Consider the following 13,438-nt stretch of genomic DNA (forward strand, 5'->3'; position numbering starts at 1 on the left):
GTGATTCTCCTCGCTTCAGATCTCACCGCGTCGAGTTCCGCTATGTCCATCGCCAGCCGCACCGGCGACGACCGCGATGCCACCAGCAGACCCAACGGCGACGCCGACGGCGATGCCGGTGAGGAGGAGGACGCGATGGCCGCCTGGGCGGCCGTCCAGAAGGACGCGTGACAGGGCCTTGAGCCTCCAGCTTGAAATCTCCAGCGTACTTTCCGGGATCTTTCTGCACCGCGAGCGGCGTGCCCTCGGCCAAAGTCGGCAGCAGGCTCGTGCCCAAGCCGGCAGCGACGGCACCGCACATCAGAGTCCGCAGTGCACTGCGACGGCCGATTGCATCCATTGTTGTTCTCCTTGTCGGGACGTTCCTCTCCTCGCATGCTCGTATTGATCAGCCTGACCTCAATCGGCTGCCGGGCGCATCGCTCGGTATCTCGCCCGGTAAATAGTTTGGAAGCCGGCCCGCCGGGATGATCGCCAGCAGCGCAAGACCGGCCATGATCAACAGGCCGATCTTCAGGGCTCGCAGCCGCGCTTCGGTATTCACGCGTACGGTTTCCTCGACCTGCTGCGGGGTCGCTGTGGTGCCTTGCATGACGCTGCGCAGCCGGTCGTTGCTGACGAAGGTGATGTTGTCGAGATCGACCTGGCTCTGAAGCTCTTTCGGCAACACCGGGTTGGCCGCGATATTGCTGAGCGCGATCGTGCTCAACAGGCCGACCAGAAGTGCGCCCGCAACTGCCGTTCCGACCGCAGCGGCAAGATTTTGCGTGGTGCCGCGCAGCGACCCGACGTCGCCTGCGAGTTCCTTGGGCGAGGCGGTGACCAGCACGTTGAACAATAGCGTGACCAGTGAGCCCTGCCCGATCCCGAACAGAACCAGGCCGATCAGGACGGGAACCTCGCTCCAGTCGTTACGCACGACAATGGCGAGCCACACCAGGCCAATGGTGCACAGGATGAAGCCATAGCGGCCGATCTGACGCGGTGTCAGCCGGCCATAGAAGTTGACGATCAGCATCGCCGCAAAGAACACCGTGAGATTGAACGGCATCATCGCCACGGCGGTCGCCAGCGGCGAACGGCCCTGCACGATCTGAATGTACAGCGGCACCGAGAAGTTCAGCGCGGCCTCCAGTGCGACCACGGCGAACAGCGCATAGACTGCACAGCGCTCCTCCGGCGAATCGATCACTTCGAGCGCCAATAGCGGGGTCTTTCCAGCCGCCTGCCGCCGGTGCGTCCACATCAAAAATGCCTGCCCAAGCACGACGCCGAGCACGATCATGACCGGTGCCGGCGAAAGGCCGAGCAGATCGAATGGCGCATTGGCGCTGGCGAGTGCGAGACCCCATCCGTTCAGATTGTTGAAGCCGAAGCTGATCAGCACGATCGCTGACGCAGCCAAAATGACGCCGACCAGGTCGATCTGCACATCAGGGCGGCCGTAGTCGGGCCTAAGGCGGAAACTCAACAGGAAAACGATCGCGGAAACCGCGATCAGGATTCCGAATGCCGGCCGCCAGCCGATGTAGGTACCCAGCACGCCGCCGATGATGAACGCCAGCACACCGGCGGCCGCACGGGCAGAGCCGAGCGCGCCTACCGCCGTCGCCTGCTGCCGCCCCGTATAGTTTTCGGCGATCAGCGCCACCAGCGATGGCACGATCACGGCGCCGGCCGCGCCGCACAGCGCCTGCGCCAAAATCATCAGCACTGCCGTCGGGCTGAACGTCATCAAGATCTGCGACGCGCAGAACAGGACAACGGCAAGGCGAAACACCTGCAACGCGCCGAACCGCTGCGCGAGCTTGGCGCCCAGCATGACAAAGCCTGCCACCAGCATCGAATAGGCCACGATGCCGGTCGCAACTGTCGTCGGCGGCACCCCAAAGCTCTTCACCATCCCGCCGAGTGCGACCGGCAGCGAGGCGACGTTGAAGGACATGATCATCTGACCGAGCGCAATAGCGATCATCGGCACCCATGATTCCCGCGCTTCTTCCCGGATTGCTTCCACCGACATCGAATGCGTGACCATGGCGTCCTCCCGAATTGCTCGGCTTTCGGGTGGGCCGGCCGTAGCGGCGCAGCCACCCGTTCTTGCATCGCGTCACTGTTCCGGTTGTGAGACGAACAGGTCCATTCCCAGCCGCTGTGACAGGAATTTTGCCGCAAGCTGCCCTTTCACGCTGTTGCCGGCGGCATCGAGCGGCGGCGCGAAGGTGCCGAAGCCGCCCTTGCCCGGCGAGACCGCGACAATGCCGCCGCCGATCCCGCTCTTGCCCGGCAGGCCGATGTCGTACAGCCAATCGCCCGACGTCTCGTATAGGCCCGCTGTTATCATCACGGTCAGCACATAGTGGCAGACCGCAGCATCCACCACGCGCTGCCGGGTGACCGGATTCACCCCACCATCCGCCAGGGTCGCGCCCATCACCGCCAGATCCCGCGCGCTCACGTTCAGCGAGCACTGCCTGGTGTAGAGATCCGTTGCCTGTTTGGCGTCGCAGTAGATGCGGTCATAGCTCTGCAGCAGCCGGGCGATACTGCGATTGCGATAGTTCGTTTGCGAGGCCGAGGCATACACCTCTTCATTGAGCGCGAGCTTGCGCCCCGCAAATCGCGACAGCCCGTCGTGAATAAATTGCCACTGACCTTCCGCCGTCAGGCCCGGCACGAGACTCGTCGTTGCGATTGCGCCCGCATTCACCATTGGATTGGTCCGGCCGCCGCCCTGTTCGATGGCCGCCAGGGAATTGAAGGGCAATCCGGTGGCGTTCGCTCCGAGTCGAGCGCGCGCTTCCTCGGGGCCGATCGTCTCGCAAACCAGCGCGAACACAAACGGCTTCGACACACTCATGATGGAGAATTTATATTCGGTGTCGCCCGCCTCGTAGACGCGTCCGCTGGTACCGACCACGCAGATTCCGAACAATTCCCGCGGAACCCTGGCGAGCGCCGGATAGACTTGTGAATTATGTCCATCGCCGTTCGATTTGAAACGTCGGTGCGCGTCGGACACCAGCCTCTGCACCATCTCTGGCTCCGGCAGGTGTCCTGTCGAGATATATGGACGCTCTGTTGGTTCCGAGATCGAGGGTGAGTCCATCAGACTCCTCCATCCGGCTCGACATGCTGCGCGCAGATGACCGAGCCGTCCGGCAACACAAGTTACACGCTGACAAACGATCTGGGTTTGATCGTCTCAGCTCCTTCTGGCTTGCACGCATCGTTAGGCTCGAAAGTGCATCGAGTCAATTGCACAACCTTAAAGTACGTTTGCATCGCGTGTGTTTCGCTACAAAACTTCGTGACAAATCGCGCGAGACGCCCGCGATGCATCGACAAACCTCGGCGAATTAGAAACCAATTTGACGGAGCGCTGCCATGGTTTGATCAGTGCGATCAGCGAAGCGTGATCTGCTCGCTCGCAGGTTGTGATAGGCTGAGGCTATGCCGCACGACACCAGGCGAAGCTGCCTGCCATTAGCGAGCACGAGCTTTTGCGGGATTGACCTCGTTGGCCGATTTCCCGCTGGCGCCTTGTTCGCTTCACTGCTGCAGAAGAATTTTGTCGAGCGCCCGTGCGGCTTGGACCATCCATCACATCGAGTTGGAGGATACGAAGATGTCAGATCTGATCGCAATCATCTATCCATCCGAAGCGAAGGCCGAAGCGGTCCGGCAGCGCCTGTTCAAACTGCAGAAAGAATATCTGATCACGATCAGCGATGCCGTGATTGCGGTGAAGACGGACGGTGGCTCCGTGAAGCTCAATCAGCTCGTCAACACCACCGCCGTGGGAGCCGTATCGGGCAGCTTCTGGGGACTGTTGATCGGCGTGCTGTTTCTCAATCCCATACTGGGTGTCGCCCTGGGCGCGGCGTCCGGCGCGCTCGGCGGCGCGCTGTCCGACTACGGCATTGACGACGCTTTCATGAAGGAGCTCTCGACAAGCCTGCAGCCCGGCAACGCTGCGCTGTTTGTCCTCGTCAAAAACATAACGGCGGACAAGGTGCTGCGCGACATCCAGGATGCGGGAGGCACCGTGCTCAAGACGTCGCTGGATGACACCAAGGAGCAGAAACTGCGCGAAGCGCTGGCGAAGGCGAGCGCCGAGCAGGCGCCGCCACAGACCAACGCTGCGTAGCTTTCGCGGTCAAGCCCGCAAGACCAGGTCGGCTGCGGCCATCAAGCCGTAGCCGATCTTGTCCGAGCGCGCTCGGCAAGAAGGCATCTGTCATGCGCCGCGCCACCGAAACAAGGACTGAAACAGCAAAGGCTGCCGCGCCGGCCGTCCTTGACGTCATCGAGCGGATCGGAAACGGCGTTCCCCACCCGGTTCTGATCTTCCTGATCCTGATCGCCGCGACTGCGATCGCATCGCATCTGCTCTATTTGCTCGATGCTGGTGTTTCCTTCCAGGTCATCAACCCGGCGACCCAAGGCACGGAGACGGTAACAGCCCGCGCCAACAGCCTGCTGACGGCGGAAGGTATCAGGCACGTCTACACGCGGCTGGTGCCCAATTTCATGGGCTTCAGCGCGGTCGGACTGCTGATCGTTGCCATGATCGGCGTCGGCGTCGCCGAGGAATCGGGCCTCGTCAACGCCTGCATCCGCAAACTGGTCGCCGCTTCACCGCGCTGGACACTTTCCTACATCCTTGCGTTTGTCGGCATTCTCTCCAGCGTGGCCTCGGATGCGGGTTACCTCATACTGATCCCGCTGGCCGGCACGGCGCTGATAAGCGTCGGCCGGCATCCGCTGGCGGGCCTTGCGCTTGGCTTCGCCGGCGTAGCCAGCGCCTTCAGTGTCAACATGCTGATCAAGCCGCTTGATGCCGTCCTCACCGAACTAACCAACGACGCCATTCACATCGTCAACCCGTCACTTTCAATCGAAGTGACTGCCAATTTATGGTTCTCGATTGTGTCTGTCGTCGTATTGACGATCGTGATTGCCCTGACAACCGAGCGGATTATCGAACCACGCCTCGGCCCGTATCGCGAGGACCAGGCCAGCGCAGCGCTGGCTCCTCACGAGAGCGGGCAACTCTCCGATCGGGAGACGCGCGGCTTGCGCTATGCAGCCGCAGGCCTGGCAAGTATCACGCTGGTGTTCTGCCTGCTGACGCTACCGCCATGGGCTCCTCTTCGTGATCCCGCGACCGGCGCGCTGGTTGGAAATTCGCCATTCATGAACGGGCTGATCGGTGTTGTCATGACGTTGTTCCTGGTTACGGGCATCGCCTACGGAATCGGCGCAGGAACGATCCGACACGCCACCGATGTCATCGATGCCATGACGAAGGCGGTCTCCGGCATGGGCGGCACGATCCTGCTGTTCGTGGTCATCAGCCAGTTCGTCGACTATTTCACTTACAGCAACATTCCGACGCTGCTTGCGGTCAGGTTGGCCGATACCTTGAAGGATGCCAGCGTCGGCCCGCTCTGGCTGTTGCTGGGTCTTGTTCTGGTGGTCGCCATTCTCGATCTGGTCTTCACGCCGGCCATTGCCACATGGGCGATCTTTGCGCCCGTCTTCGTCCCGCTGTTCGTGCAGTTCGCCGTCGACCCGGCAGCGGTGCTGGCCGCTTACCGAGTTGGAGACGGGCCGATGAATTCCATCACCCCGCTCAATCCCTACTTCGCGCTCGTCGTCGGGTTCGCCCAGAAGTACGACCGGCATGCAGGCGTTGGCACCGTTATCGCTCTGATGCTGCCTTATGTGTTCTGGATGTCAGTGCTTTGGATACTTCTTTTCATCGCCTGGTACCTTTCCGGCCTTCGCTGGGGCGTGTAGCTAGAACAGCGAAGATTGAGGGCGAGACGACGGGCTAGAGCGTGCGGAGCTTGGGCTGTTCCGGCCCGCCGAGCAGATCGGCAATCCAGCGGCTCGACGGATGCTGCGCGCAGAAGGTGAGCATGGCGAGCGTCATCGGCACGCCAATGAAGGTGCCGAACAGGCCCCACAGGAATGTCCAGAAGAAAATTGCGAACAGCACGACAACGGGCGAAATCGACAGCATGCTTCCCGCGAGTCGTGGCTCGATGTAGCTGCCGACCGCGAACTGAATGATGTTCAGGCAGATAAAGACGCCGAGCACCGCCGGCCAGCTCTCGAACTGCGTCATCGCCAGCAAGGTCGGAAACAGCGTCGCGACGAACGGGCCGATGAACGGAATGTAGTTGAGCACGAAAGCGATCACGCCCCACTCGAATGCGAATGGAAGTCCGGCGATCCAGACGAAAGCGCCGACCAGCAGGCCGGTGACGGCACTCATCATCGTCCGCACCAGCAGGAATTTTCTGAATTTCGCAGCCGTCGCCACGCTGCCGTCGAGCAGCACGCGGGCAGCGCCAGCGTTTTCGAGTTGCTCGATCTTTCGCCTGATGTTCTCGACTTCGAGAAGTCCTAGCATGACGTAAACCAGCGCAATCATCCAAAAGCTGAACGTGGTATTGACGCGGGCGGTGACATATTGCATTGCGCGCAGCAGCCAGCCCACGTTGAAGTGTTCGGCCCACAGCCCCGCGAGCGAGACGCCGTGGCCGTCCAGCCACGTCACAGTCGCAGCATAGAGCGCCTGGTACCGCGTGAGGTCCGCGACCAGCGATTGCCCGACGCGACCAAAGCCCCAAGCGGCGAGCGAAGCGAAGCTGAGGCAGACGGCCACGGTGGCGACGACGGTGATCGCCAGTGCCGCGAGCTTCGGTATCCAGGACTGCAGCCGCTTCTGTACCGGCCACACGATCGCGATAATGAAAAACGCCGCTGCAAGCGGCGCGAACACTCGGCTCGCCTGCGCCAGCGTCGCGAAAACCAGCACCGCCGCGATGATCCCGCTCGTGATGTTCAACCCGAAGCGTATCCCCATGCCGGGCTCCTTCGATCTCCAGCAACCCGAGATTGTCAGGGTCATCGGGCCGCGGCAAGCGCGCCGTCGACGTCGAAGCAAGCGTGACCGGCGTCACGTACTGCAGGGAATACGCGCATTAGCGTCCCCACCGCAAAATCTCGCAACCGAGATTCACTCGAGGAGGCCGCCGTGTCCCGTTTTAAGTCACCGCTGCTATGCGCCGGTCTGCTGGCGAGCCTGCTCGGCTTCGCTACCGGCGCCGCTTTCGCCGAAGCCCCGAACGTCGACATCCGCAACGGCATGCAAGCGCCACCCGCGGACCAGCGCATTGCACTGGTCATCGGCAACTCGAACTACCAGACCGCGCCAAAACTCGCCAACCCCGGCAACGATGCGCAATCGATGGCGCAAATGTTGAACTCGGCGGGGTTCGAGGTGACGCAGGCGACCGACCTGACGCGCGGCGACATGGTCAGGGTCCTGCAGGATTTCTCCGCCAAGGTCGCCGAGCGCGGCCCCGGCACTGTCGCCATGATCTATTATGCCGGCCACGGCGTGCAGGTCGCGGGCGAGAATTATCTGCTTCCGGTCGATGCCAGAATCTCCTCGCCGTCCGATCTCGACGGCAATTCGCTGCGCCTGGTCGACGTGATGGGCACGCTGGAATCGATCCCGAGCCGGATGCGCATCGTCGTGCTCGACGCCTGTCGCAACAATCCGTTCCCGGAAGTCAACGACGCCGGGCGCGGTCTTGCGATCGTCGATGCGCCGCGAGGCTCGATCGTCGGCTACTCGACCGCGCCGGGCATGGAAGCGCAGGATGGCGACGGCAATCACAGCCCGTATACCTCGGCCTTCCTGAATATCGCGCGCGAACCGAACCTGCCGATCGAGCAATTGTTCAAGCGTGTCCGGCTCGAGGTGAACAACCGCACTGACGGCCGGCAGACGCCGTGGGAAAGCTCATCGCTGACGAGCGATTTTTACTTCTTCGGCGACACCGCCGTCGCCGCCGGCCGCGCGCCGGATCGCACCCCGATCATGCAGGTAGCGTCGAACCTGCCGTCGCGATCGGTGCGCCAGGCCTACGACTACGTGCTGTCCGAAGGTTCGCCGGAGTATTATGAGGAGTTCATCCGGCTCTACCCGCACGACCCGCTGTGCGACCACATCCGCGCGCTGCTCGGCAACCTCCAGCTGGCCAAGGCGTGGCACAAGGCGGTGCTCGCGAACTCTCCGTTCGCCTACAAGACGTTCCACGACGCTTTCTCCCACAGCCCTTACGCCAAATCGGCATTGAAGCTTCAGGATGCGCCAAAGGCCATTCCCCTGATGCAGTTCACGCATCTGGCCAAGCAGTCGCCGAACTTCAAGCCGGCGAACATCGGCAATACGCCCGCGCTTGGCATCTCGAAGGGCAATCTTGGTGCCCAGGCCCACATGCCGATGACGACGAAGATCTTCACGCTGCCCGCAAAAGGCATGAATACGAATAATCCGATCAACGGCGGCATCAACAACGGCAAGGTTGGCAAGATCACGGGCCTGCCTGGCAAAGCCAATTCCATGCCTATCAATGCGGGCAAGAGCGGCGGCAACATCGGCAAAGTTACGCTGCCCGGCAGGGTCCATAACCATCCGATACGGGTCACCAAGCCCGTCATGACGAGCAAGCCCATGATGACTACCGCGCCGCGTCACTTCAGCAGCCACATGGGTGGCGGAGGTTTTAGCCAGCGCCTCGCCGGCCCGGCCCGCAGTTCATTCGGCGGATCGTTCGGCGGCTTCAGGCGCCGATGAGCAAGCTTCGGACAATGCAAAACGGGCAGAGCGCATGCTCTGCCCGTTTCAGTTTGAGATGAGATGATCAGGCAACCAGCCTGGCGAACAGGTCCGCGTCGACATTGCCGCCCGAGAGCACGATGACAACATTCTTGCCCTTCGCGTCGATCCGGCCGGCCAGCAGCGCAGCGAGACCGACGGCGCCGCCCGGCTCGACCACCAGCTTCAATTCGCGGTACGCATAGGCGACCGCCGCGCCGACTTCCTCGTCGGATGCGGTCACGCCATTTGCCAGCAGCTTGCTGTTGATCGCGAAGGTGAGTTCGCCCGGCATCGCCGCCATCAGCGCATCGCAGATGGTGCGGCCGGCGGCGTGATGGGCTTCGCGATGGCCGGCGCGCAGCGACAGGCCGTGATCGTCATAGTCCTTGGGCTCGGCGACGATCACCTGCGCTTGCGGAAATCTTGCCTTCACCGCGGTCGCAACGCCGGCGATCAGGCCGCCGCCGGACGCCGGCGCCACCACGATATCGGGTGCGAGCCCGAGCGCCGTCATATCCTCGGCGATCTCGCGTCCCGCGGTGCCCTGGCCTGCGATCACGAAGGGATCGTCATAGGGGCGCACCAGCGTCGCCCCGCGCTTTGCGGCAATCCCGTTGGCGATGGCTTCACGGTCTTCCTTGTCGCGGTCGTAGAGCACGATCTCGGCGCCGTAGCCCTTGGTGCGCTCGCGCTTGGTGACGGGAGAGTCGGCCGGCATCACGATGGTGGCCTGCATATTGAGGATCTGCGCTGCCGCCGCCACGCCCTGGGCATGATTGCCCGACGAGAACGCCACCACCCCGCCGCTGCGCTTGTCCTGCGGGATCGAGGCCAGCTTGTTGAAAGCGCCGCGGAACTTGAACGATCCGGTCCGCTGCAGCATTTCGGGCTTCAGGAACACCTTGGTCCCGACGCGCTCGTTCAGCACGGGGAATGACAATAGTGGCGTACGCACCGTGAAGGGCGCAACGACCTTGGCGGCGGCCTCGATATCGGCCGCACCAATGGGTGGATTCTGGACGGGTTCTGGCATCCGCAATTTGTATCGCGGCTACCGACGGGCGGGCAAGACGATTTGGCGTGATCCAAGGCGGCGAAATGTGGTCTTTCGCTACAAATTCGACCCCTCGCCCCCATCAGGCCGCGCGCGCGGCGACGCGGGGCACCGGTGCCGCCCGCCGCACCGGATCGGCCCAGGTGATGATCTCGAACCGGCCGTCCTCGTGCTCGACCAGCGCGGTGCAGCTTTCCACCCAGTCGCCGCAATTCATGTAGCGGATGCCGTGCTCGTCGCGGATGGTGGCGTAGTGGATGTGCCCGCAGATCACGCCGTCGGCGCCGTGCCGCCGCGCCTCGCCAGCCAGCGTCTTCTCGAATGCGCCGATATAGTTGACGGCGTTCTTGACCTTCAGCTTCGCCCATTGCGACAGCGACCAATACGGCACGCCGAACATGCGCCTGAAGAAGTTGACGAGGCGGTTCATCTGAATGGCGAAGTCGTAGGCCTTGTCGCCGAGATGGGCGAGCCAGCGGGCGTTCTGCACCACGAGATCGAAGATGTCACCGTGGATGACGAGGTAGCGCTTGCCGTCGACGCCCTCATGAACGGCGTTTTCCACCACGTCGATGCCGCCGAAATGCGTGCCGTAATAGTTGCGCAGGAACTCGTCGTGATTGCCCGGCACGTAGACGACCTTGGCGCCCTTGCGCGCCTTGCGCAGCATCTTCTGCACGAAGTCGTTGTGCGATTGCGGCCAGTACCAGCTCGACTTCAGCGCCCAGCCATCGACGATGTCGCCGACCAGATAGATCGTGTCGGCATCGTGGCTCTTGAGGAAGTCCAGCAAGCGGTCGGCTTGCGAGCCGCGGGCTCCGAGATGGACATCGGAGATGAACAAGGTGCGAAAGCGCCGTTCCGGGCTTTCTTCACTCACGGAGTCACTACCCATATCCGTTCCCTGACAGATTTCTGTGACAGGGCGATGACTGGTTCACGCGACTAATAGCCCCACGAGAATCAATGCCGCGCCCTGCTCTCGCCGATAGCAGCGCGATGCGACAGGGAGGCGACATCGTGCCGTCGCCGCGAGGGTTCGTTGCCGGTGTGTCTCGTGAGACACGGGAAGGAACTGACGCATTCAGACCCTTGTGGCCATGGGCCGTCCACACATGCGCGGGAACGACATGGTCCTAGATCCTGCGCCCTGCCCTTTCCCAATAGGGATCGCGCAGGCGGCGCTTGAAAATCTTGCCCGAATCTTCCCGCGGCAAATTGGACTGGATCTCGATGTGTTTTGGCACCTTGTAGTCGGCCAGCGAGACCTTGAGCTGGCTGCGGATCGAAGCCAGGTCGAGCATTGCCCCCGGCTGCGGCTCCACCACGGCCATCAGCGCCTCGCCGAACTCCGCATCGGGAATACCGAACACTGCGCAATCTTGCACGCCGGCAATCGCGTGCAAGGCGGCTTCGATCTCGGCGGGATAGATGTTGACGCCGCCCGAGATCACCATGTCGCGCTTGCGGTCGCAGATGAAGACATAACCATCTTCATCGATGTAGCCGACATCACCCGAGGTGATGAACCCTTCACGATCGATCTCGGCGCGCTTTTCCGGCTTGTTGTGGTAGGTGAAGTCCGGATTGCCCGCGATGCGCGAATAGATCTCGCCGATCTCGCCCTGCGGCAGTTCCCTGCCGTCCTCACCGATGAAGCGGAGTTCGGCGCCTGGCGAAATCCTGCCGACCGTGCCGGGCTTCTTCAGCGCGTCCTCGGAAGTCGCAAACGTAACCGCACCTGACTCGGTCGACCCGTAGAATTCGTAAATGATCGGGCCCCACCAGTCGATCATCGCGCGTTTGACGTCGGCGGGACACGGCGCGGCGGCATGGATGACATGACGCAACGACGACATGTCGTATTTCTTCCGCACGTCCTCCGGCAGTTTCATCAAGCGAATGAACATGGTCGGCACCATGAAGATGGTATCGATCTTCTCGGTCGCGACCACGCGCAAGAACTCTTCCGCATCGAAGCGCGGCATGATCACAAGCGCGCCGCCGAGGCGGCCGGCGCGCAGGCCGAACGAGTTCGGCGCGGAATGATATAGCGGCCCCGGAAGCAACGCCCGGGCACCCGGCTTGAGGCCGTAGATCAGCGCACGCATGCGCTCCGCATTGGCGCTTTGCTCCGGTGTCGGCGCAAAGCGGCGCACGCCCTTGGGATGACCTGTCGTGCCCGAGGTGTAGATCATGTTCTGCGGCTGCGGCACCGCCGGGCCATCATAGCGCGGATACTGCTTCAGCCAGGATTCGAAATCGATCGCGAAACCGGGCGTGGCGAGGTGATCGGGATTGATCCTGTAATGCGCCAGAATTTCCGGCGGTGTCGGCACGCTGAGCGCGGTAATACCCTCCGGGATTGCCTCGCGCATTTGATGCAGCATGTCGGCATGCGCGATCAGCACCGACGTACCCGAATCCCTCAACACATAATTGATCTCTTCCGGCTTGAAGTGCCAGTTGACCGGCACGCCATAGGCGCCGAGCCGCATCGCCGCATAGGCCGCTTCGATGAAGGCGATGTCGTTGCGCATCAGCATGGCAACGCTGTCGCCCTGCTTGATGCCGAGCGTCTGTAATCCGGTAGCGATCCGGTCGGCGCGCTCGGCGACTTCCGCGTGGCTGCGCCGACGCTCGCCACTGATGATGCCGAGGAAGAGTTGGGAGGCTGACATTGTCTCTTTCCGATCTGTTGTCGGGTTTGAATTCGGGCAGTCGTTCCGGGTCTCGCGAAGCGAGAACTATGGTGCGCACTTGCGCACCTGAGAACCTCGAGATTCTCAGATATGCAATTGCGCACCGTAGTTCGATGCTGCGCATCGCCCCGGAATGACAGGGCCTAGTTACCCGCATCCACAAACCGTGGCGCGCGCTTTTCCATGTTGGCGCGCACCGCCTCGGTCTGGTTGGAGCTGCCGAGCAGCTTCTGCTGCTCGATGGATTCGGCGAGCAGCGCCGGAGCTGGATCGACGGACAGCTTGTTGAGCATGCGTTTCGCGGCGCGGATCGCGTCGGGACTCTTGCCGGCGATTTCACGCGCGATCTCAAAGGCGGCCGCGCGCGGGTCGTCGCAGATCCGCGTCGCGAGGCCGTAGCCCATGGCTTCCTGCGCCGAGAAGATCCGCCCCGTATAGGTCAGCTCGCGCAGGATGTCGTCACGGACGAGGCTTGCAAGGATCGGCGTGCCGGCCATATCGGGCACCAGCCCCCATTTGATCTCCATGATCGACATCCGTGCGTCGGGCGTGAGGAAGCGCATGTCGGCGCCGAGTGCGAGCTGGAAGCCGCCGCCGAACGCAACGCCCTGAATCGCGGCAATCACCGGCACCGGAAGCTGGCGCCAGCCCCACACCGCCTGCTGCGGGAAGTTCGCGATGCCATGCGTGCGTGCCGTCAGGTCACGCTTCTCGCCGCCGGCGATCCCATTGCCGCCGCTCTCCTTCATGGCCTGAAAACGGCCCATGTCGAGGCCGGCGCAGAACGCTCGCCCCTCCCCGGACAATACTACCGCGCGGACGCCTTTTTCATGGGCCAGCCGCTCGGTGGCAGCCACCAGCGCCTCAAACATCGCGGCGTCAAGGGCGTTCATCTTGTCCGCCCGCACCAGCCGGACATCGGCGATGCCGTCCGAAATCGAGATCGAGACGCGCTGCTCCATGAAAATCTCCTCGCTGGTGGCTCTGTTACGGCTT

At 62.6% G+C, this 13,438-nt stretch carries 11 protein-coding genes; 4 read left to right on the forward strand and 7 right to left on the reverse strand.

The features are described 5' to 3' along the window. Positions 1-42 precede the first annotated feature (42 nt). Positions 43-171, forward strand: a complete 129-nt coding sequence (locus HCN50_RS34175) for a hypothetical protein (protein ID WP_283812037.1) — start codon at positions 43-45, stop codon at positions 169-171. Positions 172-388: 217 nt separating this feature from the next. On the opposite strand, the gene HCN50_RS02010 is transcribed toward HCN50_RS34175, so the two are convergent. After that, a complete protein-coding gene (locus HCN50_RS02010; protein ID WP_235976701.1) occupies positions 389-2,038 on the reverse strand; it encodes an MFS transporter in 1,650 nt (549 codons plus the stop codon). Between the two features lie 72 nt (positions 2,039-2,110). Next, on the reverse strand, positions 2,111-3,109 hold the full coding sequence (gene glsA / locus HCN50_RS02015) for a glutaminase A (protein ID WP_171707928.1): 999 nt from the start codon (positions 3,107-3,109) through the stop codon (positions 2,111-2,113). Between the two features lie 519 nt (positions 3,110-3,628). Between glsA and HCN50_RS02020 the strand changes: the two genes are divergently transcribed. Both HCN50_RS02020 and HCN50_RS02025 read left to right on the forward strand, forming a co-directional pair. Further along, complete coding sequence (locus tag HCN50_RS02020; RefSeq protein WP_171707929.1) at positions 3,629-4,150, forward strand: DUF1269 domain-containing protein; 522 nt, start codon at positions 3,629-3,631, stop codon at positions 4,148-4,150. A gap of 92 nt (positions 4,151-4,242) precedes the next feature. Then, on the forward strand, positions 4,243-5,805 hold the full coding sequence (locus tag HCN50_RS02025) for an AbgT family transporter (RefSeq protein WP_171707930.1): 1,563 nt from the start codon (positions 4,243-4,245) through the stop codon (positions 5,803-5,805). Between the two features lie 34 nt (positions 5,806-5,839). Here the strand turns inward: HCN50_RS02025 and HCN50_RS02030 are convergent, their stop codons facing one another. After that, on the reverse strand, positions 5,840-6,880 hold the full coding sequence (locus HCN50_RS02030; protein ID WP_171707931.1) for an AI-2E family transporter: 1,041 nt from the start codon (positions 6,878-6,880) through the stop codon (positions 5,840-5,842). Positions 6,881-7,051: 171 nt separating this feature from the next. Here HCN50_RS02030 and HCN50_RS02035 point away from each other — a divergent pair, with 171 nt between their 5' ends. After that, positions 7,052-8,662: a caspase family protein gene (locus HCN50_RS02035; protein ID WP_311966959.1), complete on the forward strand. Its 1,611-nt coding sequence runs from the start codon at positions 7,052-7,054 to the stop codon at positions 8,660-8,662. A 67-nt stretch (positions 8,663-8,729) separates the two neighbouring features. Here the strand turns inward: HCN50_RS02035 and HCN50_RS02040 are convergent, their stop codons facing one another. From HCN50_RS02040 to HCN50_RS02055, 4 genes are all read right to left on the reverse strand, one after another. Beyond that, on the reverse strand, positions 8,730-9,719 hold the full coding sequence (locus HCN50_RS02040) for a threonine ammonia-lyase (protein WP_171707932.1): 990 nt from the start codon (positions 9,717-9,719) through the stop codon (positions 8,730-8,732). Positions 9,720-9,822: 103 nt separating this feature from the next. Next, the gene (locus tag HCN50_RS02045; protein ID WP_171707933.1) at positions 9,823-10,635 is read right to left on the reverse strand and encodes a UDP-2,3-diacylglucosamine diphosphatase; all 813 of its coding nucleotides are present in this window, start codon (positions 10,633-10,635) and stop codon (positions 9,823-9,825) included. Between the two features lie 241 nt (positions 10,636-10,876). After that, positions 10,877-12,421: an acyl-CoA synthetase gene (locus tag HCN50_RS02050; RefSeq protein WP_171707934.1), complete on the reverse strand. Its 1,545-nt coding sequence runs from the start codon at positions 12,419-12,421 to the stop codon at positions 10,877-10,879. Positions 12,422-12,585: 164 nt separating this feature from the next. After that, on the reverse strand, positions 12,586-13,404 hold the full coding sequence (locus tag HCN50_RS02055; protein ID WP_171707935.1) for a crotonase/enoyl-CoA hydratase family protein: 819 nt from the start codon (positions 13,402-13,404) through the stop codon (positions 12,586-12,588). Positions 13,405-13,438 lie beyond the last annotated feature (34 nt).

This window comes from Bradyrhizobium archetypum, assembly GCF_013114835.1.
Lineage (GTDB): Bacteria > Pseudomonadota > Alphaproteobacteria > Rhizobiales > Xanthobacteraceae > Bradyrhizobium > Bradyrhizobium archetypum.

Coding starts and splice junctions, on each gene's coding strand:
- HCN50_RS02045 (WP_171707933.1), bottom strand. CDS start 10,635: ATGGGTAGTGACTCCGTGAGTGAAGAAAGCCCGGAACGGCGCTTTCGC.
- HCN50_RS34175 (WP_283812037.1), top strand. CDS start 43: ATGTCCATCGCCAGCCGCACCGGCGACGACCGCGATGCCACCAGCAGA.
- HCN50_RS02030 (WP_171707931.1), bottom strand. CDS start 6,880: ATGGGGATACGCTTCGGGTTGAACATCACGAGCGGGATCATCGCGGCG.
- HCN50_RS02050 (WP_171707934.1), bottom strand. CDS start 12,421: ATGTCAGCCTCCCAACTCTTCCTCGGCATCATCAGTGGCGAGCGTCGG.
- glsA (WP_171707928.1), bottom strand. CDS start 3,109: ATGGACTCACCCTCGATCTCGGAACCAACAGAGCGTCCATATATCTCG.
- HCN50_RS02025 (WP_171707930.1), top strand. CDS start 4,243: ATGCGCCGCGCCACCGAAACAAGGACTGAAACAGCAAAGGCTGCCGCG.
- HCN50_RS02020 (WP_171707929.1), top strand. CDS start 3,629: ATGTCAGATCTGATCGCAATCATCTATCCATCCGAAGCGAAGGCCGAA.
- HCN50_RS02010 (WP_235976701.1), bottom strand. CDS start 2,038: ATGGTCACGCATTCGATGTCGGTGGAAGCAATCCGGGAAGAAGCGCGG.
- HCN50_RS02055 (WP_171707935.1), bottom strand. CDS start 13,404: ATGGAGCAGCGCGTCTCGATCTCGATTTCGGACGGCATCGCCGATGTC.
- HCN50_RS02040 (WP_171707932.1), bottom strand. CDS start 9,719: ATGCCAGAACCCGTCCAGAATCCACCCATTGGTGCGGCCGATATCGAG.